General features: G+C 39.9%; 20 protein-coding genes. 5 read left to right on the top strand and 15 right to left on the bottom strand.

The genetic code is table 11. The annotated features are described in order from the left end of the window. Nucleotides 1–26: 26 nt before the first annotated feature. The 6 genes from ACSVDJ_RS08460 to modA all read right to left on the bottom strand — a co-directional run bounded on the left by ACSVDJ_RS08460 (nucleotide 27) and on the right by modA (nucleotide 5,579). On the bottom strand, nucleotides 27–626 hold the full coding sequence (locus tag ACSVDJ_RS08460) for a response regulator (protein ID WP_439168006.1): 600 nt from the start codon (nucleotides 624–626) through the stop codon (nucleotides 27–29). Continuing rightward, entirely contained in the window at nucleotides 623–1,759 is a 1,137-nt protein-coding gene (locus ACSVDJ_RS08455; protein ID WP_439168004.1) for a sensor histidine kinase, read from the bottom strand. The genes ACSVDJ_RS08460 and ACSVDJ_RS08455 overlap by 4 nt, the downstream gene beginning before the upstream one ends. A gap of 145 nt (nucleotides 1,760–1,904) precedes the next feature. Continuing rightward, the gene (gene desA / locus ACSVDJ_RS08450; protein ID WP_439168003.1) at nucleotides 1,905–2,945 is read right to left on the bottom strand and encodes a Delta(5) desaturase DesA; all 1,041 of its coding nucleotides are present in this window, start codon (nucleotides 2,943–2,945) and stop codon (nucleotides 1,905–1,907) included. 313 nt (nucleotides 2,946–3,258) lie between these two features. Then, entirely contained in the window at nucleotides 3,259–3,996 is a 738-nt protein-coding gene (locus ACSVDJ_RS08445) for a MerR family transcriptional regulator (RefSeq protein ID WP_439168001.1), read from the bottom strand. A 124-nt stretch (nucleotides 3,997–4,120) separates the two neighbouring features. Next, nucleotides 4,121–4,777, bottom strand: coding sequence for a molybdate ABC transporter permease subunit (modB, locus tag ACSVDJ_RS08440; protein ID WP_439168000.1), 657 nt, complete (start codon nucleotides 4,775–4,777; stop codon nucleotides 4,121–4,123). Nucleotides 4,778–4,781: 4 nt separating this feature from the next. Further along, the gene (modA, locus tag ACSVDJ_RS08435) at nucleotides 4,782–5,579 is read right to left on the bottom strand and encodes a molybdate ABC transporter substrate-binding protein (RefSeq protein ID WP_439167998.1); all 798 of its coding nucleotides are present in this window, start codon (nucleotides 5,577–5,579) and stop codon (nucleotides 4,782–4,784) included. A gap of 141 nt (nucleotides 5,580–5,720) precedes the next feature. On the opposite strand from modA, the gene ACSVDJ_RS08430 reads away from it, so the two are divergent. Then, nucleotides 5,721–6,647, top strand: a complete 927-nt coding sequence (locus tag ACSVDJ_RS08430; RefSeq protein ID WP_439167996.1) for a helix-turn-helix transcriptional regulator — start codon at nucleotides 5,721–5,723, stop codon at nucleotides 6,645–6,647. 46 nt (nucleotides 6,648–6,693) lie between these two features. On the opposite strand, the gene ACSVDJ_RS08425 is transcribed toward ACSVDJ_RS08430, so the two are convergent. After that, on the bottom strand, nucleotides 6,694–7,176 hold the full coding sequence (locus ACSVDJ_RS08425; RefSeq protein ID WP_439167994.1) for a DUF456 domain-containing protein: 483 nt from the start codon (nucleotides 7,174–7,176) through the stop codon (nucleotides 6,694–6,696). A gap of 124 nt (nucleotides 7,177–7,300) precedes the next feature. Between ACSVDJ_RS08425 and yxiS the strand changes: the two genes are divergently transcribed. Next, nucleotides 7,301–7,606, top strand: a complete 306-nt coding sequence (yxiS, locus tag ACSVDJ_RS08420) for a protein YxiS (protein ID WP_439169048.1) — start codon at nucleotides 7,301–7,303, stop codon at nucleotides 7,604–7,606. A gap of 58 nt (nucleotides 7,607–7,664) precedes the next feature. On the opposite strand, the gene ACSVDJ_RS08415 is transcribed toward yxiS, so the two are convergent. The 8 genes from ACSVDJ_RS08415 to ACSVDJ_RS08380 all read right to left on the bottom strand — a co-directional run bounded on the left by ACSVDJ_RS08415 (nucleotide 7,665) and on the right by ACSVDJ_RS08380 (nucleotide 16,282). Beyond that, entirely contained in the window at nucleotides 7,665–10,229 is a 2,565-nt protein-coding gene (locus ACSVDJ_RS08415) for a helicase-related protein (RefSeq protein WP_439167992.1), read from the bottom strand. Nucleotides 10,230–10,324: 95 nt separating this feature from the next. Then, nucleotides 10,325–11,032, bottom strand: coding sequence for a DNA alkylation repair protein (locus ACSVDJ_RS08410; protein ID WP_439169047.1), 708 nt, complete (start codon nucleotides 11,030–11,032; stop codon nucleotides 10,325–10,327). A 409-nt stretch (nucleotides 11,033–11,441) separates the two neighbouring features. Beyond that, nucleotides 11,442–12,527, bottom strand: a complete 1,086-nt coding sequence (locus tag ACSVDJ_RS08405) for an SDR family oxidoreductase (protein WP_439167990.1) — start codon at nucleotides 12,525–12,527, stop codon at nucleotides 11,442–11,444. A gap of 244 nt (nucleotides 12,528–12,771) precedes the next feature. Beyond that, a complete protein-coding gene (gene moaD / locus ACSVDJ_RS08400) occupies nucleotides 12,772–13,005 on the bottom strand; it encodes a molybdopterin converting factor subunit 1 (protein ID WP_439167989.1) in 234 nt (77 codons plus the stop codon). Beyond that, nucleotides 13,002–13,475 carry a molybdenum cofactor biosynthesis protein MoaE gene (locus ACSVDJ_RS08395; RefSeq protein ID WP_439167988.1) on the bottom strand — a complete coding sequence of 158 codons (474 nt, stop codon included), beginning with the start codon at nucleotides 13,473–13,475 and terminating at the stop codon, nucleotides 13,002–13,004. The genes moaD and ACSVDJ_RS08395 overlap by 4 nt, the downstream gene beginning before the upstream one ends. Next, on the bottom strand, nucleotides 13,456–13,998 hold the full coding sequence (gene mobB, locus ACSVDJ_RS08390) for a molybdopterin-guanine dinucleotide biosynthesis protein B (protein ID WP_439167987.1): 543 nt from the start codon (nucleotides 13,996–13,998) through the stop codon (nucleotides 13,456–13,458). The genes ACSVDJ_RS08395 and mobB overlap by 20 nt, the downstream gene beginning before the upstream one ends. Next, a complete protein-coding gene (locus ACSVDJ_RS08385) occupies nucleotides 13,962–15,251 on the bottom strand; it encodes a molybdopterin molybdotransferase MoeA (protein ID WP_439167986.1) in 1,290 nt (429 codons plus the stop codon). The genes mobB and ACSVDJ_RS08385 overlap by 37 nt, the downstream gene beginning before the upstream one ends. A 14-nt stretch (nucleotides 15,252–15,265) precedes the next feature. Then, entirely contained in the window at nucleotides 15,266–16,282 is a 1,017-nt protein-coding gene (locus ACSVDJ_RS08380) for a thiazole biosynthesis adenylyltransferase ThiF (protein ID WP_439167984.1), read from the bottom strand. 102 nt (nucleotides 16,283–16,384) lie between these two features. Between ACSVDJ_RS08380 and ACSVDJ_RS08375 the strand changes: the two genes are divergently transcribed. From ACSVDJ_RS08375 to moaC, 3 genes are read left to right on the top strand one after another with little or no spacing between them, the layout of a single operon-like run. Then, nucleotides 16,385–16,879 (top strand): MogA/MoaB family molybdenum cofactor biosynthesis protein, encoded by a 495-nt coding sequence (locus tag ACSVDJ_RS08375; RefSeq protein WP_439167982.1) that lies wholly within the window; start codon nucleotides 16,385–16,387, stop codon nucleotides 16,877–16,879. Beyond that, nucleotides 16,876–17,442 carry a molybdenum cofactor guanylyltransferase gene (gene mobA / locus ACSVDJ_RS08370; RefSeq protein WP_439167980.1) on the top strand — a complete coding sequence of 189 codons (567 nt, stop codon included), beginning with the start codon at nucleotides 16,876–16,878 and terminating at the stop codon, nucleotides 17,440–17,442. Before ACSVDJ_RS08375 ends, mobA begins: the two co-directional genes overlap by 4 nt. A 21-nt stretch (nucleotides 17,443–17,463) precedes the next feature. Then, nucleotides 17,464–17,952, top strand: a complete 489-nt coding sequence (gene moaC / locus ACSVDJ_RS08365; protein ID WP_439167979.1) for a cyclic pyranopterin monophosphate synthase MoaC — start codon at nucleotides 17,464–17,466, stop codon at nucleotides 17,950–17,952. Nucleotides 17,953–17,971 lie beyond the last annotated feature (19 nt).

The raw sequence follows: 17,971 nt of genomic DNA, 5'->3' as shown, positions 1-17,971 counted from the left end.
ACGGTATGCACATACCGTCCCTTTTTTTATTTAAACCAGCCCTTCTCCTTTGATTGGGAGATCGCTTCAATTCGGTTTTTCACTTCCAGCTTATCGAAAATAGTGGAAATATAATTCCGAACCGTTCCTGTCGTAATATAAAGCTCTGTCGCAATTTCTTTTGTGCTTTTTCCATCAGCCACAAGAGCCAATACATCCTTTTCTCTCTCTGTTAAAGGATTCTCTTCACTATAAAAGTCATCCATTAACTCCGGAGCGTAGATTCGACTGCCTGCCATAATGCTGCGAATCGAGCTAGCTAACTCTTCGCTCGGACTATCCTTTAATAAATAGCCGCTCACCTTCGCTTTTAACGCTCGTTGAAAATATCCTGTACGGGCGAATGTCGTTAATATGATTACCTTACAGTCAAGCCCTTTCAGCTCTTCTGCTGCTTCTAACCCACTTTTCCCTGGCATTTCAATATCCATCATGCAGACATCTGGCTTTAATTGCTGCACAAGAGTGATCGCCTCTTCCCCATTCGCCGCTTGTCCGATCACTTCCATATCATCTTCTAAGTTGAGCAAGGAACCTAAGGCCCCTAACAGCATCCGCTGATCTTCAGCAATCACTATTCGAATCATTTCAGTTCCTCCTTCTCTCTCTGCCGAATGTGATTAGGGATTTTCATAATTAGAGTCGTTCCATGATCCTTTACAATTTCTAATGTCCCGTTCACAAACTCTAGCCGCTCTCTCATCCCTAACAACCCGCTACCTTTACCGACACTACTTTCTTCCACAAGACCGACACCATCATCTTGAATAAGCAATCGAACATGATCGGCTGTTTGTTCCACACGAATGTGACAAGTAGAGGCATGGCTATGCTTCACAATATTCGTCACCGCTTCTTTCATACACATACTTAATATATTTTCTAAGAACAAAGATACATTCGTTAATTTCAATTCTGATTCACTAATTAATTCAATTTGAGCCGCCTTTAAAATTTGTCTCACAAGAACCATTTCCTCTGATAAGCGAGTACCACGCATCGAAGACACCATTTTTCTCACTTCTTTTAATGCAGTTCGAGCCGTTTGTTGCACATCTGTCATTTCATTGCGAGCTTGCTCTGGATTTTTAAACACTAATTTTTGAGCTAAGTCGCTTTTCAGTCCAATTAATGACAGCTTTTGTCCCAATGTGTCATGCAAATCTCGCGCAATTCGTTGGCGCTCTTCCTGTTTAACCAGCTCTGAAATTCGATCATTGGCATCCTTTAACTTCACTTCAAGCTCTTCCTGCTTTTTCTTATTATAAATATTGAATGGAAGGAGAATGACACTAATCCAAATAATAATAATAAACGGCAGCTGTGTTAAAAATAATTCATCTTGCAGAACGATATTATAATTAATCGAAATCGTCGTGGCGACTAGATGAATCACATATAGTGTAATAAAAGCACCGCGCTTCTTGATATGTCCATTATAATAAGCAATATAAAATGCAAAATAGACAAATTGAAACAGAATCGTCATCGTGATTGATATCGTGATCAGAATACAGGACCACAAATAAACAGGCCAATTATTCGAAATAAACGCAAACCGTAAAGACACAAAAAACAAAACCGTTAAAATAATTCCAACAATAATTTCAACCGTAGAAGAAGATTGAAAAATAAAATAAAAAGGAAGAAAGCTCAAAATACTCCATATATAAGGGGACGTTCCAGAGCCTTTTTGAAAAATCTTCAATCGTTTCAACATACTTAACCCCTCATTCAATCACTTCACATCATTTCAGTTATTATTTTACCATATCTTCCTAGCTAATAGCAGAAAAACCATGTATCCTCACTATAACGAAATGTTGTAAAAGAGGAAAGACACATGGTTTTTATAGATAAAGTGTTTATTTTTGTTTTGCAGGAACGTATGCCTGTTTGTTCTTTCGATTTTTAGCATATTGTTTTAATTCTTTAAAACCGATAAATTCATCAGTTTTGTCATCCCATAAACGGAATTTCAACGAGGTTAAGCTCGTCGCTAACGTAACCGTTGGGACATTTTTCAAAGGCTCAGTTTGATTATGAGCATCTTCCAGCTTATAATTCGGAATTCTTGGACTTAAATGATGAACATGATGGAAACCGATATTCCCTGTCAACCATTGCAGTGGTTTCGGAAGCTTGTAGAAAGAACTTCCCTCTACCGCCGCTTTCACGTAATCCCAATGTTCATCTTCTTCAAAGTAAGAATCTTCAAATGTATGTTGTACATAAAACAGCCATACACCGACCGCACCAGCGATTAAAAAGATGGGCGCTTGTACTAATAGAAACGCTTGCCAACCTAACGTCCAGCAAAGTAAAGCAATGATCGCCACAAGTGCGACATTCGTTAAGTATACATTTAATCTTTCTTTCTTTCTTGCACCTTTTCGGTTAAAACGATTCGTAATCAAGAATACATACGTCGGCCCAATCCCAAACATCACAATTGGATTACGATACAAACGATACGCAATACGACGCCATAGTGGAGCTTCTAAATATTCGTCCACCGTTAACATCCAAATATCACCCACTCCTCGTTTATCTAAGTTACTGCTTGTCGCATGATGGACAGAATGGCTATGCTGCCATTGATAAAACGGGAAGAACGTCAAGATACCGGTAATCGTACCAACAATTTGATTCGCTTTGCGATTTTTAAAGAATGAATTGTGGGTGCAATCATGAAAAATGATAAAGATTCTTGTCATCAAAAAAGCGCCAAGTGTAGCAAAAACTAAAGTGAGTAAATATGAAATCTCGAGACTTTGGTAAGCCAAAATCCACATGAGAATAAAAGGAACGATCGTGTTAAACAACTGTCGTACACTATCTTTCGTACTCGACTTCTCAAACGGAGCCATTTGTTTTCTTAATTGTTTTTGTTGTTGAATCGTCATGTCTTTCCCCTTCTTTCCTTGATACCATCATTGTAAAGAAGGAAAATAATTCTTTGAAGTAGCACCCGTCATATAGGGAGTATGATAAATGTCATGTCCCACTGAAAAAGCTAGACTGGACGCGGGTTTAAACGGATGATTTAAGTGTTATTTTTCAAAAAGATTCATCTTTTATATGAGCATTCGCTTCGTCAATTGGTGAAGTAACTCATTTAAAAGATCTTTAGAACAAAGAGAATATCCCAAAAGTCCTTTTTTCCATAGACTTTTGGGATATCACTGTTTCAATAAGTTTACATAATAAAATTATCGTTTACTTATTATTATCTGCATACACAGCCATCGCATCTCGCATAAATCGAGCTAATCCTTCTCCATATTGATCAATATTCTTCGTAAAGCGCTCGTCATCGACATACATTTGTCCCAATCCTTTAAAAGCTTCAAGCGAGTAGTTCCCCATTTTATTCAAAAAGTCATACCATTCTTTAATTGCTTCTTGTGCTTCCTGAGTTGCTGGAGAATGATGACGAAGAGCGGCTAGTTTTTTATAGATGGCATCCCATTCCTTAGACATTTCTTTTTGTTCATCCTTTGTCATATTCCCTATTTTCTTTTTAGATTCATCCACCGCTTGATCGCCCCAGCGTTCCCTTGCTTCCTGTTCGTATGGATTATCGCTAAAATCAAACCCTGCAAATTTATCTTTGTTAGACATCTTAATTTCCCCTTTCATATGTTGAATCGTTTGATCAATCGTCCCAAGCATTTGATCAATTCTCTGACGCTTCTCCAGCAACATTTTTCGATGCAGCCGAAGAGCCTCTTCTCGATCAAATGAAGGGCTGTTAATCACTTCTTTAATCTTTTTCAAAGGAAAATCTAGCTCTCTGAAAAATAAAATCTGTTGCAACGTCTCCAGATTATCATTGGAATACACGCGATATCCCGCTTCGGTCACCTCGTCAGGAACCAATAATCCGATCTCATCATAATGATGTAGTGTGCGCACACTAACCCCAACTAAATCAGATACTTCTTTGACTCGCATTCCTTATTGACCTCCCTTCACCATTAACAATAAAGTATGACGTAACGTTAGAGTCAACTGAAATAACTAAATTTTTTAGTCAATAAAAAAGCCGCTTCGATGTCCTTCACCGAAACGACTTTTTTCATGATTTCATTAAATGCACAGAAAGCAACAGCAAAAACGAAAGGCTCACCATACAAATCACCCACGTCCAAGCCATCTCCATATTGCCAGAATCAATTGCAATGTAGATAGCTAACGGTGTGGTTTGCGTTTTTCCTGGGAGATTTCCGGCGAACATTAACGTCGCGCCAAACTCTCCCAGTGCTCTAGTAAAACTTAAGATTCCACCCGAAATGATCGCTTTTAAAGCGAGTGGAATCGAGATGAAAAATAGAATTTTCCATTCACTTGCCCCGTCTACACGGGCAGCATCTTCTATATCATGGTCGACTGCTTCAAATCCAGTTTTGGCCGATTGGTACATGAGCGGAAACGCAACGACAGTCGAAGCAATGACAGCTGCCCACCAAGTAAACATGACAGGCTGATGAAATAACCATTCGATCGCTTGTCCGATAACGCTATTTTTTCCGAACACAATAATTAATAAAAAACCGACGACAGTAGGTGGTAGCACTAAAGGCAATAGCAAAATGGTTTCCAAGACCACCTTGCCTTTAAATGAGCGATTCGCCATGATCTTTCCCAATAAAATGCCGGTCACTAATACAATGAAGCCTGAAACGACGGCAATTTCAATAGAGAGCTTGACCGGTGACCAAAAATCGGTGGCCATTGAATTAATTTACCCCTTTAAAACCATACTTTTCAAATGTTTCCATGGAGGCTGAGTTTTGTAGATATTCGTAAAAGTTTTGTGCTTCTTCTTGATGAGCACTATCTTTAATCACTCCCACTGGATAAATAATCGGTGTATGTGTTTCTTCTTTAGCTGTAGCTGCGAGATCCACTTTCGTTGAAACCATCGCATCTGTTTTATAAACAATTCCAGCTTCTACATTTTCCGTTTCCACATATGTAAGCACTTGGCGAACATCTTTGGCGTAAACGATCTTCTGTTCAACGTCTTTCCATACTTGTAAGTTTTCTAACGATTCCTTTGCATACTTTCCAGCAGGTACGGATTCCGGTGTACCGATCGACAGTTTCTCTACTTCTTTCAAATCTTCAAATGTTTGAATGTTGTTCTCTGTCTCTTTTGGCACAATTAATACTAGTTCATTCGCAAGAAGGTCTGTTCCCTTATCCTTCTCAATCATTCCTTCTTCCACTAACTGATCGTACTTATCCTCTGCTGCTGAGAAAAAGAGATCGACCGGTGCTCCTTGAGAAATTTGTTGTTGCAAGGCACCTGAACCTCCAAAATTGTAAATAATCTTCACGTTTGGATGTTCCTTTTCGTAAGCAGCCTTAATATCATTTAATGCGTTTTGTAAGCTAGCAGCTGCAGAAATCGTTAATTCGACTGATTCTTGCTTCACTTTTTCTTCCGTTTTGTTCTCTTCCGGAGAAGAACATCCGGATATGATGCTAAGCGTGAGCATCATTAAAACAATTACACTATAAAACTTTTTCATTTTTTTCTTCCTTCCTAAACTAATCATAATAAGACATAACTAATTATAATTATTTATAACGAAAAAGGAAAGGCTTAATAAGAAATGATTTGTGACAAAGCACGGACGAATGAGATATGATAGAAGGATGGAGGGATGGATATGCCAAAAGAGCTTTCCTATACGATTGAGGAAGTTGCACAATTATTAAAGGTATCAAAATTGACAATATATGATCTTGTTAAAAAAGGAGAATTACCTGTATTCCGTGTCGGTAGACAAATGCGGATGGATGCGAACGACTTGGAGATGTACATTAAAAAACAGAAAACTGGATCATCTCCTAGTCCTGCGATGACGTCTCCTAAACCACCAACGAAAGAAACTGCAGCGATCGTCATTAGTGGACAAGACCTCGTGCTTGATTTATTAGGAAAATATATTGAAAAAAATTCGCATGATAAAACACTGCGCTCGAATACTGGCAGCTTCAACAGCTTGATCTCGATGTACAATGGAGAATGCGATATCGTTAGTTTACATATGTTTGATGGAGATTCTGGTGAATATAACCTACCTTACGTAAAAAAGATATTAGTCAGTCACCCTTATATTTTATTGAATTTAGTTTCGCGAAAAGCTGGTCTTTACGTTCAAAAAGGGAACCCTTTAAACATCAAAACTTGGGCTGACTTAAATCAAGAGCATGTGACGATTATCAATAGAGAAAAAGGGTCAGGCGCAAGAATTCTGCTAGATGAACAGCTTCGCATCCAGCAAATCTCTCCGTCAGAGATTAGGGGATATGATAAGGAAGAAACGAATCATATCGGTATTGCTTCTGCTGTAGCAACAGGCGCGGCTGATGTCGGAGTAGGGATTGAAAAAGCCGCTAAAATCGTCGGTGTCGATTTTGTACCATTGATTACTGAACGGTATGATATCGTCATCTTAAAAACACCGGAAAACAAACAGCTCATTGATCAAGTGAAGGAGATACTTACCTCTACATCTTTTCATGCAGAAATCCAATCACTTGGAGATTATGACCTTTCCCAAACAGGCTCGATCATTTATGAAACTTTCTAGAATCATAATAAAAACGTCCTTCTTATGGAGGACGTTTTTATTATGATTAAATAATTACTTCAATCACAAACCAAATAATCATGATCCCTTGAATTAACGCTTTTGCAAGGGTGCCGCTTAAAAAGCCGACGAATGTTGCATACCCTACAAAGAATGCTTGTTTGACATCTTTTAAAATGATGTATTCCGTCACAAATACAGCTACAAACGGAACAATTAGAATGCCAAAAGGCGGTATAACAAACGATCCAACGATGACGGCGACGGCTGCAACCCCTTCGCCCCATTTGGAACCCCCATATTTTTTGACAAAATAACTGTTGGCGAGCATATCCGCTACAAATATTAGTGCTGTAAATACCGCCATCGCAATCCAAAACAAGATGGACAGCTCATCATTATTGATCCCGAAATGATAGAGAAGGAACCCTCCCCATATGACTAAAACAGATGGAATGATCGGGAAAATCAACCCAACAAAGCTTGCAATAAATAATACGACAATGCCGATCCAAATAGCGATAGACATAAAATTTCCCCTTTCTACTTCATCATAGAACACGTTGAATGACTAGTTCTATCCTTATATACGGATGGACATCTATAATGGTTCCCTTTAAAATAAAAAAATAAAGGATTGAGGAGATTTAATGATGAATCAAAAAGAATTAGAAAAACAAATCATAGAAAATTATCAACGAGATGAGCAAATGATGATCTTAGTATTTGCTCAATGGTGTGTAAACCATGATCTTAACCCGGAAGAGTTATATGGGCGTGCTTACCCACAACAAACGGCTAATCCAGCCTTACAACAAGCCATCGATTTAACCGTACCGAAAGAAGAAGCGGGCGACATTCACGATGACACTTTACTAAATGTTCTTTCGCTATACGGAAACGAGGAGCTTGCGTTTATTGTCACTGAGGAAATCGCTGCTCGACAAAAAAAGAGCTAACATACAGCGGCTGTCTCATAAAAAGATGATTTATTTTTGAGACAGCCTGCTTATTGAATTACCACCTACCCCAATATTGTTCTTGCCTGCTTTGATGACATGAATCACATATTGGAAATTTGAAATCTGCCGGCAACTTTCTTTGACATTTCCGACATGTTTTATGAATATGTTTCACTTCTGTTTGTAGCTTCTCATGCACTCGCTCACTAATTTCTTCTCGCATTCGCTCCCAATAAATCGCTTCTGTTGGCTTATTTAATTTGTATAAGAACAGTAAATGCAGACCAATCGCTTTATAAGCAAGCTCCAATTCTTCTAAGCTGTTCGTTGTCCATTTCGGCTCAGGAAGTTCCACTCCTTCCACAATCGCCTTCATCGTCATTAGCCATTGCTTCGTTAAACCGGCATCTTTTGTTGAAAATGGCAAATGCAAAAAGCTATATAAATCCGTCATCGAAAGCCTCGCTTCAATGTCACTCCCAGCCACTAATGAATATAGCTCTTTCTCCTGTGTCAACGCCGATTTTTTCGTTCCTTTTGGGCTTTTGAATTTTTCCCATAGTTCAAAAAACGTACCTAAATGGCGATCGTACGTTTGAAATCGATCAAACACGCTCGGTGTTGGAGCGATAGCAAACGAACTAACAGGAATATCTTGTTTTTCTAAAAGACTCATCATTTTTTTAATATCCGAAGTAAAGGCCACTTTTCCGACAGGATACATTCCTTTACGACCTGCCCGACCAGCAATTTGTTTCACTTCTTGTGACATTAATCTCCTTCTTCTCGTCCCGTCAAATTTTTCATTTTTTAAAAAGACAATGCGGCGAATCGGTAAATTCACGCCCATGCCAATCGCATCCGTAGACACAATTACATTCGTTTTTCCATCGATAAACTGCTGCATTTGCTTCTTTCTCGTTTCCGGTGGCATGCTTCCATAAATCATACTAACCGCATGCTTATTTCTTTTTAGACTAGCCGCTGTTTCCAACACTTCTCTTCGCGAAAAACAAACGAGAGCATCGCCAGGCTCCACTTTAGAAAGCTTAAATGGCTTGGCTTCCACTTGAAGCGGAAGCTCACGCTCGTATTCAATCAATTCATACTCACTCTCTCCTAAAAGCTGAATGAGCATCTCTTTAATGTTTTTACTACCAATAATATGAACTTCTTTCGCATTCGCTTTCGTAATCGCTTTATACCAAGAAAATCCGCGATCTTTATCGGCCAACATTTGTGCTTCATCGATAACGATTAGCTCATAAACATCTTTTTCATGGAACATTTCAACTGTACAAGAAGCATGGTGGGCAGAAGGTGGACTTTTCTCCTCTTCACCGGTTTTCAAAGAACAAGGGATTCCGTCCTTGTTTAATTTATCGTACACTTCTAAAGCTAATAGACGAAGCGGAGCTAAATAAAGGCCACTGCTCGCTTGTTTCATCCTTTGTAAGGCCCTATGTGTTTTCCCTGTATTTGTCTCACCAATATGTAGCACATACCGAACATTTCTCTCGACGGAAGGCTGATATTCCTGACCAAAAAGCTCTGACAGCAACCGCTCTTCTTCTGCTTTTTTCCGCTCAAGTTCTGCTCGTTCAAATGCTTCTCGTTCTTCTCTTTCTTGGACATGTCGTTCATATATTTCTTGATGAATTTGCTCATCAAATGGCAGATCCGCAATACTTAACAAATCTACCACGTATTCTTCTAATAGTCGGTCAAAAGCGAGCGTTCCACTATCAACCAACGGATGGTCATAATAATCTAGTAATGCTTTTTCTGTTAGCGATTGTTGGAATACCTCTGCATATTCTGTTTTTACAGAAGTCGGGATATGCTCTATCATCAGCTCTAATGCGCGATCAATCCACTCCTGTTCAAAAAATTCAATATAGCGGTCATTATACGTTTCGTATTCAATCTCCTCTCTTCCCCAATCGAATGTTCGTTGAAATTTACCCGTACATTCATACGAAAATTCTTCTAAGCTTGAATACTTTTCTGAATCAAAGTGACCATCTTCCACTAGTTCCTGTTCAAAAGGATAAATCTCCACAAGGTTATATTTTGTTTCTTGCAAATCTTTAGCTAATTGCTTAGCAAATAGATGTCGAAAGCTTAAATATAAATAACCTTCCTGTTCGTCTAAAATACGTTCGATGATGGGCGCCATTTGTTGAAGCATTTCTCGTTGTTTTCTTTGTTGACGCAATTTTTGTTGCTGTTTTAAATAGGCTGTTCTCGCTTTATCGTATGTAGTGGACCATGTATGTTCGTTCTCAAACTCATGCTTCAACCAGCTGATCACATCAAAAGGCTCGCGATTTCTAATCTCTGCGCGAAATAGCTGATTCACTAGCTGGCGATTCCCTTCTTCAACAACGATCCCTTTTTCGTTTAAATATTTTCTTTTTTCTTTTCTCGATATCTCATTCGATGCTTTACTAACCCAGACATTCAGCCAGATTTGTTCGACAAATACCCCTCTTTCTAGTAAATATTCTTCGAAGGTTAGAGGTGTTTCTTCTCTGCCAATATACTGATTGATATCTTCACGAACTTTATTTTTCGTTAACTTCACCGCTTTTTCATATAGTTCAATCCATTTAGCCATTTTGTCTCTCCTTTTTTATCTTGTCACGTTCCTCATTGAAGTAATTTCAACAAAAAGAGCGTCAATCCTTCTCAGATCAACACCCCGACACGCAACTAACATCTTACATATTTTCGTTTGAAACCAAGTCTTCCTCTATCTATTTCTTTTTGAATGCTTTCGTAAGCATTGAGGAAACTGCTTTTTTTCTTGTCCCGTTTGACTTCTACTGTACCTACTGCCTTGGCGGTCTCAACTGCCTTTTCATGTAGCGGTAAATAGGAAATCCCCACGGTATATAAAAAATTATTCATAGCCGATTTTGTTCGTTCTGGTGAATCATGAATCGTATTTTTCACGATATCAAGCATATCGGAAATCTTGTTTTCGGAAAACTCATTGTCTTTGCGATTCCCTAACAGCCAGCAGTAGCAACTCCAGCCCGCTGACATTCTCAGCTCTTCACCGCTTGCCACCCATTTATCAGCAACGTCTTGTGCAATATCTGACTCGGATAAAGTGACTGCCACCACGTAATCAGACAGCATATAAAAATACGCTCCATCCATCCAACGATCAAAATCCGATTCAGTCATCGCTTTTGGATCTGCAATAATGCCCGCAAAGTACATGGCATCATAATTACCTGTGGCATAAAGTTCTTCCGCTAAACATTGATCTTTTTTGATGTTCTTTGCGATTGGTTTCATAGCACCTGTAGCCACACCAAAAACCGGCTCATGTGCACCGTTAGATATATACATTTTTTTAGACCGTTCTTTACCGAGGGCTTCAAGCTCCTGCATAACTGTTTCGACATCCATCATTCCGCACTTCCTTCCTTATTATAACAACTAACTTATTTGTATTCTTTATCGAGTCCTCCGTACTTCTCAATCTTACCAATGAATCTCGCTTTTATTGACTCAAGCGCCATGAATCCGGTAATAATACCGAGAGACATCTGCAGTGAAACAACTATTGAAGAGTTAGCTGAGAGGCCGTAAAGCTCGTTTTCAACGTAAGATACATGAGATCTTCTTTCTTGTTATCATTATAAAACGAATGTATGTTCTTATCAAGATCAAATAGAAAAATTTATCCTTTTTTTCTTTCGACAAGAATGTCCCGAACTGCGTTAAAAACTACAGAAACGACTTGATTGTTACTTTACACCCTTCTTATAAGAAATACAAAAACGCCTCCTTCACTTGCGGAGGCGCCTCGTTTCAACTACTGGTTAACTACTACTTGATTCACTGACGGTTCCTTGCGTGTTTGAAAACCGTGAATGATTCGTAAAAGCATATCTTTATCCATGCGAAGATGCTCTTCTTCGCCTTGTTGTAGCAACTCTCTCGTATTGTCATCCTGGAAAACAATTGAACGATTTAAATAGTCTTTAAATACTTCTAACGGCTCATTCATTTTTTGTTCTCGACTCGACAGACAATCCTTTTGCTCATACGGAGTGATTTCAACCGAATAAAAGTCAAAAGCTTCTTTGACTGTGTCTAACACTTCTTTATTGGCTGGTGGTGCGGGATTTGTAATATTGTAGATCGTATTATTTTTTCCGTAAACTAAACCTAATGCCAATACTTTCGTGACGTAGTCAACAGGCACAATGTTGGAAACAGCGTCCTCTTCCATTAACAAATGGAAGATTTCTTGTTCTTGATCTGGCTTTCTTTTCGCTTTTTTCTTTAATAATTCAATCGTGCGTAAAATGCCATAAAGGCCAAATGTCGTTTCCGCTTCCCCTGTCTCTGAATCACCAATGATGATCGCTGGACGCATAATCATCACGTTGAAACGATCGCTAGCCGACATAACTAGATGCTCGGCGTGGCATTTGCTTTCTTCATAAGAATTAATAAACGTCGATTGAAGGGGATAAAGAGATTCTCTTCCTTCTGTCCGATTCCCTAATGTGTAGGCCGTACTGACGTGAAAGAATGTCTTTGCTTGAACGAGCTCAGCAAAATCTAGCACCCGCTTCGTTCCTTCTACATTCATTTCAAAGGATGCCTCGCGATCATTTTCATCAAAAGAAAGAAGAGCCGCTGTATGATACACCGCATCGATTTGTCCGATCAATGATTGCAGCTTGGATGTTTCGATCCCTAAAAGCGCTTTCGTTAATTCTCCTTCTATCGGATGCACATTTGCTTGATGCTCGACTTTTAATGCTTGCACAAGCGCATTAAACTTCTTTACATTTCGTACTAAAGCATAAATATGATGCCCCTGTTCTACTAATCTTTTAATTAAATTAGAACCGAGAAAACCCGTTCCACCTGTAATAAAAATATTCAAACGTCCTCTTCCTTTCACTAATTCAAACTTCTATAGAGAGAATGAGTGAAGTATTCATCTCATCCTGTACGTTGTTTCTATCATGGGAATGTTGAAAATTCGCCACTCCTCAGTTTAACATGAATCAACTGCCAGTACACGAAATTAGTATGAAATGATTTTAAAGCTCCTACTCTGTTGTTGATTGACAGTAATAAAAAACCGCTCCAATGCACCAAGGCATTGAAGCGGTTGACAGTCGTATTCACCCACCACTCACCGGCGGAATAAAAGCAATCGTATCTCCTTCTTTGACTACCGTTTCATCCGTGGCAAAGTTTTCATTCACAGCGGCCATGACTTGATGTAAAGAAGAAACTTGATAACGCTTTTCTATCCACTTCTTCACTTGCGAAACTGTCATTTCTGATGCTTCAATCGTTAATTGACTCTCTCCAATTTCTTCTTGTAAATGAGCAAATAATAGAACAGTAATCATTGAAATCCTCCTTCTTTTTCTGGTTTGCCATCTGGATAAGGAACATTTTCAAGCTGATCGCCAACCCATTCCGTTCCATCTTCCCAAAACTCTTTTTTCCAGATTGGGACAATTTGTTTAATTCTTTCAATCGCATATTCATTCGCTTCATAGGCTGTTTTGCGATGAGGCGATGAGACCGCGATCACAACAGCAATATCGGAAATGTCTAATCGTCCTGTACGATGAGTAATCGCAATTTTTGCATCTGGCCATTTCTCCTTTATTTCTTCGGCAATTTGAGCTAGCATTTTCACGGCCATTGAAGGATAGGCTTGGTATTCTAACTGGAGCGTTTTCTTCCCTTTCGTTAACTCACGAACAGTGCCGATAAAAACGGTCGTCGCTCCCGCATTTCTGCTAGCGACTTTCTTCGTCACTTCCTCTGTCACAATCGGTTGATCGGTAATTTCAAATAACGTTTGTTCCATCTTGTTCCCTCACTATTCTTATTAAAAAATCAATATATGGCTTGTCATCTACTATCGGAAAAGCCGGATACGGTAGGTCAGCGGGTAAATGACAGGCCTCCCAATAGATTACACATTGAATATTAGATAACGAATGAAGCAATGGAATATCTTCAGCACTACGTAATAAAACGACTTTTGGATAGCTTTCTCGCTTATAGCCTTCCACAAAAATCACATCGATGTCAAAGGCTTGATACAACGTCAGCAATTGTTGTAAACTCCATTTTTCTCGTTGAACCGTTAAAGACAGCACACCAGCTCCTTCTACGCCCGCAACGACTGCCCCCGCTCGATGATGCCTCATACTATCCTTCGATGCTGATTCGTTCAGAGGAGCTCCCCCATGACCGTGATGCTTAATAGAAGCGGCGAGAAGATCTTCACTTGCTGCACGGTGAATCAATTTTTCCATTAACGTTGTTTTTCCGCTATTTTGAAAGCCGACTACCTGTAGGATGGAACAATCTCGTGCCAAGGCCACTCACTTCCTTGAAGGTCTTCTAATAACAGCACATCAACGACCATTCCTTTTTCGTACCCTCTTGTTCCTCCTGGGAGCACGATGAAGGCATTGGCTTCCGCCAGCGATGAAACCGCACTGGATTTATTAAAGCCGGATGGCGACGCAACTAGTTGACCATCATTAAAGGATAGACTCGCGCGTACAAATCTCGTAAAAGGGTTCGGCTTTTTGAAATCTTCTCCTAAAATGGCCTGCTCTCTGCGTAAATGAGGCGAGGAATTCCATGAGAAAGTACGAATGATCGGGCGCACAAACAATTCAAAGCCGACATAACAAGCAGATGGATTACCAGAAAGTCCGAATAATAATTGGTTATTTAACTGAGCAACCGTCGTGACGCTGCCTGGTCGCATCGCAATTTTATTAAATAATACGTTTGCCCCTAATTGTTCATAGATTTCCGGCAAATAATCATAGTCTCCAACCGATACGCCACCAGTCGTAATCAGAAAATCGACTTCCTCGATCGCTTCTTTGACAGCGGTCACACAAGTATCCAAATCATCGCTGAATTTACCGAAGTAACGCGCTTCTCCACCTGCTCTTTCAATTTGTGAAAGAATCATATAAGCATTGCTATTACGGATTTTTCCTGGTTGCAGCGGTTCATTAGCATCTAACAGTTCACTACCTGTAGCTAACACACCGATTACAGGCTTCTTCATGACTGGTACTTCGTGATAGCCGAATGTCGCAAGCAATGCCGAAACACCTGGATTGATGTACGTTCCCTTCTCGACTAAGACGGCTCCTTTTTTCATATCTTCCCCTTGAAAAGAAATATTGTCGCCGCTTTGATAAGGACGTTTAATCTCCATATATTTTTTACCGTTCTCTTCATAGGCCCGAGCCAACTCAAGCATAACGACAGCATTACAGCCTTGCGGAATTTGAGCGCCTGTCATGATTCTTACCGCTTGTCTCTCTTTCACTTGCTCACTAAAAACAAATCCAGCGCCAATTTCTCCAACTACTTCAAACGAAATTGGCTGTTCTGCACTCGCTGAAATACTGTCTTCCGCTCGAATCGCAAATCCATCATAAGGCGAGCGATCAAAGGATGGAACATCATGATCAGCTATCAAATCTTCCGCTAAAAAACGACCGTATGCTGAAGGTAGGGACACGAATTCTTTTTTTCCTTGTTGGGCAAATTCCATTACTCTACGCACCGCTTCTTCTACGGCGATTGGGGTTCTTTTTTGTAACACGTCAACCACTCCTTTTATCCTAATAAACGATAATAAAGACTTCTAGCTTGCTGAATATCATTTGTTCCATGAATCAATACGCGGCCACCTTGAAAAATGACGAGGCGATAATCGTCTAATTGACAAGAAAGCAAATACGGGTTTCGTTGAATCGCTCCATGATGTCTTAACTGTTTCTCTAAACGATCGAAATCATAGTTCATTTCGTTCGCCGGCCGAATTTGCACCGTATTACGCCCACATAAAACATCCGTTTTCGTTTGGTTTTCATAAGCTAAATACGGATACATTGGAGCTTCTCCGCAAGATGGACAATGGGTATCTTTTACTTTATCTAATTTTACCGCATAGTGCTGATTTTTCCATAAATCAAACGTTAAATACGTCTCTCTGACAGCTTGAATATCTCCAACTAAAATCTTTAAAGCTTCTGCCACTTGATACGCAGCGACCATTTGAACGGCTGGGCTAATAATACCGACTGTATCACAAGTAGCTCCTGTAGTAGGCACCTTTTGAAGGAGACAGTGAAGACAAGGCGTTTGTCCTGGGATAATCGTATAGGTCGCTCCATAGCTCCCTACACAAGAGCCATATACCCATGGAATATGATGCTTTTGCGACAAGTCATTGATTATGAAACGAATATCAAAGTTATCCGTCCCGTCTATCATCACATCGACGTCTGTCAGTAATGGCTCTAGCGTATCAGCTCGCGCATCCATAACTAGTCCTTGGATGTCGACATCAGAGTTAACGTTCTCTAATCGATTTTTTGCCGCAACTGCTTTTGGCAATTGATCTTTTGCATCCTGCTCGCTATAGAGCTGCTGGCGCTGTAAATTGCTCCACTCCACGTAATCTCGATCAATAATCGTCAGCTTACCAATGCCAGCCCGGACGACCGCTTCTGCACTAGCACTTCCTAAAGCCCCTGCCCCTACAATTAACACGTGCTTCTTTTGGATATTTTCCTGCCCTAAGTTTCCGATTGGCTGGAATAACTGCTGTCTTGAATATCTTTCGCTCATGGAACGACCTTCCTTTCTCTATGTAACTTTTCATTTGACGTTTTTATTTTTGCTATTATAATTGAGTCATTGATTTTATGACTATGAAAAGGAGGAATATGGATGCATCCAACTCATTCAAGTACATCGGTCTCTGCGGCGATCTTAACCGTTAGCGACACGAGAACCGTAGAAAATGATCAAAGCGGTCAACAGATTCAATCATTGCTCGAAGCCGCCACATTCCAGGTTGTTCAACATCGCATTGTGAAGGATGAACAAATAGCTATTACGGATCAAGTTCAAGCCTGGTGTGAGGACCCAAGCATCAATACGATTATCGTCACCGGCGGAACCGGTTTTACTCCAAGGGATGTTACCTATGAAGCGCTCACATCCCTATTTGAAAAAGAAATGCCAGGCTTCGGAGAATTATTTCGCTCCTTGAGTTATACGGAAATTGGCCCACGAGCGATGTTCAGTCGTGCGGTTGCTGGCTGTAAAAACCAAACAGCTATTTACGCTTTGCCAGGGTCTACCAATGCCGTCAAATTAGGAATGAATCAACTCATTATCCCCACTGTCCAGCATTTTATCGGGGAGTTAAACAGACAATGACGATAGCCGGTGTTGTGTTAGCAGGTGGCAAATCCTCTCGTTATGGCAAACCGAAAATGTTTGAATTATACGAAGGAAAATGCTTATATGAATATAGCTTAGATGCATTAAGAGACCACGCGCTTCATCCTTTGGTTATTTCCACCAACAGAAACTTACTGCCACAATTTCAACAAAATGACGTCCGTTTTGTCATTGAAGAAGAACAAAATTATCAAGGGCCATTATTCGCCTTGCACTATATCATGTCTTCAGTGCCAGATAGCGAATGGTTTTTTGTCCTCGCTAGTGATTTACCTTTTATGACTTCTGCTTTCGTCGAAACGATGATGTCTTTCACAGAAGATCAATATGATGCAATCGTACCCACCCAGTCGGATCGAATTCAACCGCTTTCGGCACTGTATCACCGAAGAAGTCTAAACAAAGCTGAACAGCTTTTACAAAAAAACAAAAAAAGCATGCAAGCGTTATTAGATCAATTAACTGTACGTTACGTACCTTTCGCCAATGATCAACAGGAGTTTATTAACATCAACTCGAAAGAAGATTGGCCTAAATAATACATACTTCAGGAGGATATTATGAGTAACTTTACCCATTGGAATCAAGACGGTCGACCGAAGATGGTCGATATCTCACAAAAGGACGTCACGAAACGGACGGCCATCGCTAAAAGCACGATCGCTATGTCGAATGAATTATACGAAGCCATTCAACAAGGACTGATCAAAAAAGGTGATCCAACACAAGTCGCTCAAATCGCAGGAATTATGGCAGCGAAAAAGACGGCTGATCTCATTCCGATGTGTCATCCAATCATGCTTCAAGGGACCGATTTTACCTTTGATTACGAACAAACGGCTGAAGGCTATGAATTACATATGCAAGTAACCGTCAAATGTCAAGGAAACACCGGCGTTGAAATGGAGGCTTTAACAGCTGTATCTGTCGCTGCTCTGACGTTTTATGACATGTGCAAAGCCGTTGACAAATCGATGGTCATTAAAGAAACTCATTTAGTCCAAAAAACTGGTGGAAAAAACGGTGACTTCTTCCACGAACGTACATAAAAAACCCGGCATTTGCTGG

It is taken from the genome of Bacillus sp. Hm123 (assembly GCF_051842975.2).
In the GTDB taxonomy this organism is placed as follows: Bacteria; Bacillota; Bacilli; order Bacillales; family Domibacillaceae; genus Bacillus_CE.
This window is presented reverse-complemented; position numbering and strand designations above follow the sequence as displayed.

Excerpts from the sequence above, each read along its gene's own strand:
- ACSVDJ_RS08380 (WP_439167984.1), bottom strand. The coding sequence starts at position 16,282 with ATGAGCGAAAGATATTCAAGACAGCAGTTATTCCAGCCAATCGGAAAC.
- ACSVDJ_RS08445 (WP_439168001.1), bottom strand. The coding sequence starts at position 3,996 with ATGCGAGTCAAAGAAGTATCTGATTTAGTTGGGGTTAGTGTGCGCACA.
- moaC (WP_439167979.1), top strand. The coding sequence starts at position 17,464 with ATGAGTAACTTTACCCATTGGAATCAAGACGGTCGACCGAAGATGGTC.
- yxiS (WP_439169048.1), top strand. The coding sequence starts at position 7,301 with ATGAATCAAAAAGAATTAGAAAAACAAATCATAGAAAATTATCAACGA.
- moaD (WP_439167989.1), bottom strand. The coding sequence starts at position 13,005 with ATGATTACTGTTCTATTATTTGCTCATTTACAAGAAGAAATTGGAGAG.
- modB (WP_439168000.1), bottom strand. The coding sequence starts at position 4,777 with ATGGCCACCGATTTTTGGTCACCGGTCAAGCTCTCTATTGAAATTGCC.
- ACSVDJ_RS08460 (WP_439168006.1), bottom strand. The coding sequence starts at position 626 with ATGATTCGAATAGTGATTGCTGAAGATCAGCGGATGCTGTTAGGGGCC.
- modA (WP_439167998.1), bottom strand. The coding sequence starts at position 5,579 with ATGAAAAAGTTTTATAGTGTAATTGTTTTAATGATGCTCACGCTTAGC.
- ACSVDJ_RS08455 (WP_439168004.1), bottom strand. The coding sequence starts at position 1,759 with ATGTTGAAACGATTGAAGATTTTTCAAAAAGGCTCTGGAACGTCCCCT.
- ACSVDJ_RS08375 (WP_439167982.1), top strand. The coding sequence starts at position 16,385 with ATGCATCCAACTCATTCAAGTACATCGGTCTCTGCGGCGATCTTAACC.
- ACSVDJ_RS08430 (WP_439167996.1), top strand. The coding sequence starts at position 5,721 with ATGCCAAAAGAGCTTTCCTATACGATTGAGGAAGTTGCACAATTATTA.
- ACSVDJ_RS08410 (WP_439169047.1), bottom strand. The coding sequence starts at position 11,032 with ATGGATGTCGAAACAGTTATGCAGGAGCTTGAAGCCCTCGGTAAAGAA.
- ACSVDJ_RS08425 (WP_439167994.1), bottom strand. The coding sequence starts at position 7,176 with ATGTCTATCGCTATTTGGATCGGCATTGTCGTATTATTTATTGCAAGC.
- mobA (WP_439167980.1), top strand. The coding sequence starts at position 16,876 with ATGACGATAGCCGGTGTTGTGTTAGCAGGTGGCAAATCCTCTCGTTAT.
- ACSVDJ_RS08415 (WP_439167992.1), bottom strand. The coding sequence starts at position 10,229 with ATGGCTAAATGGATTGAACTATATGAAAAAGCGGTGAAGTTAACGAAA.
- ACSVDJ_RS08395 (WP_439167988.1), bottom strand. The coding sequence starts at position 13,475 with ATGGAACAAACGTTATTTGAAATTACCGATCAACCGATTGTGACAGAG.
- desA (WP_439168003.1), bottom strand. The coding sequence starts at position 2,945 with ATGACGATTCAACAACAAAAACAATTAAGAAAACAAATGGCTCCGTTT.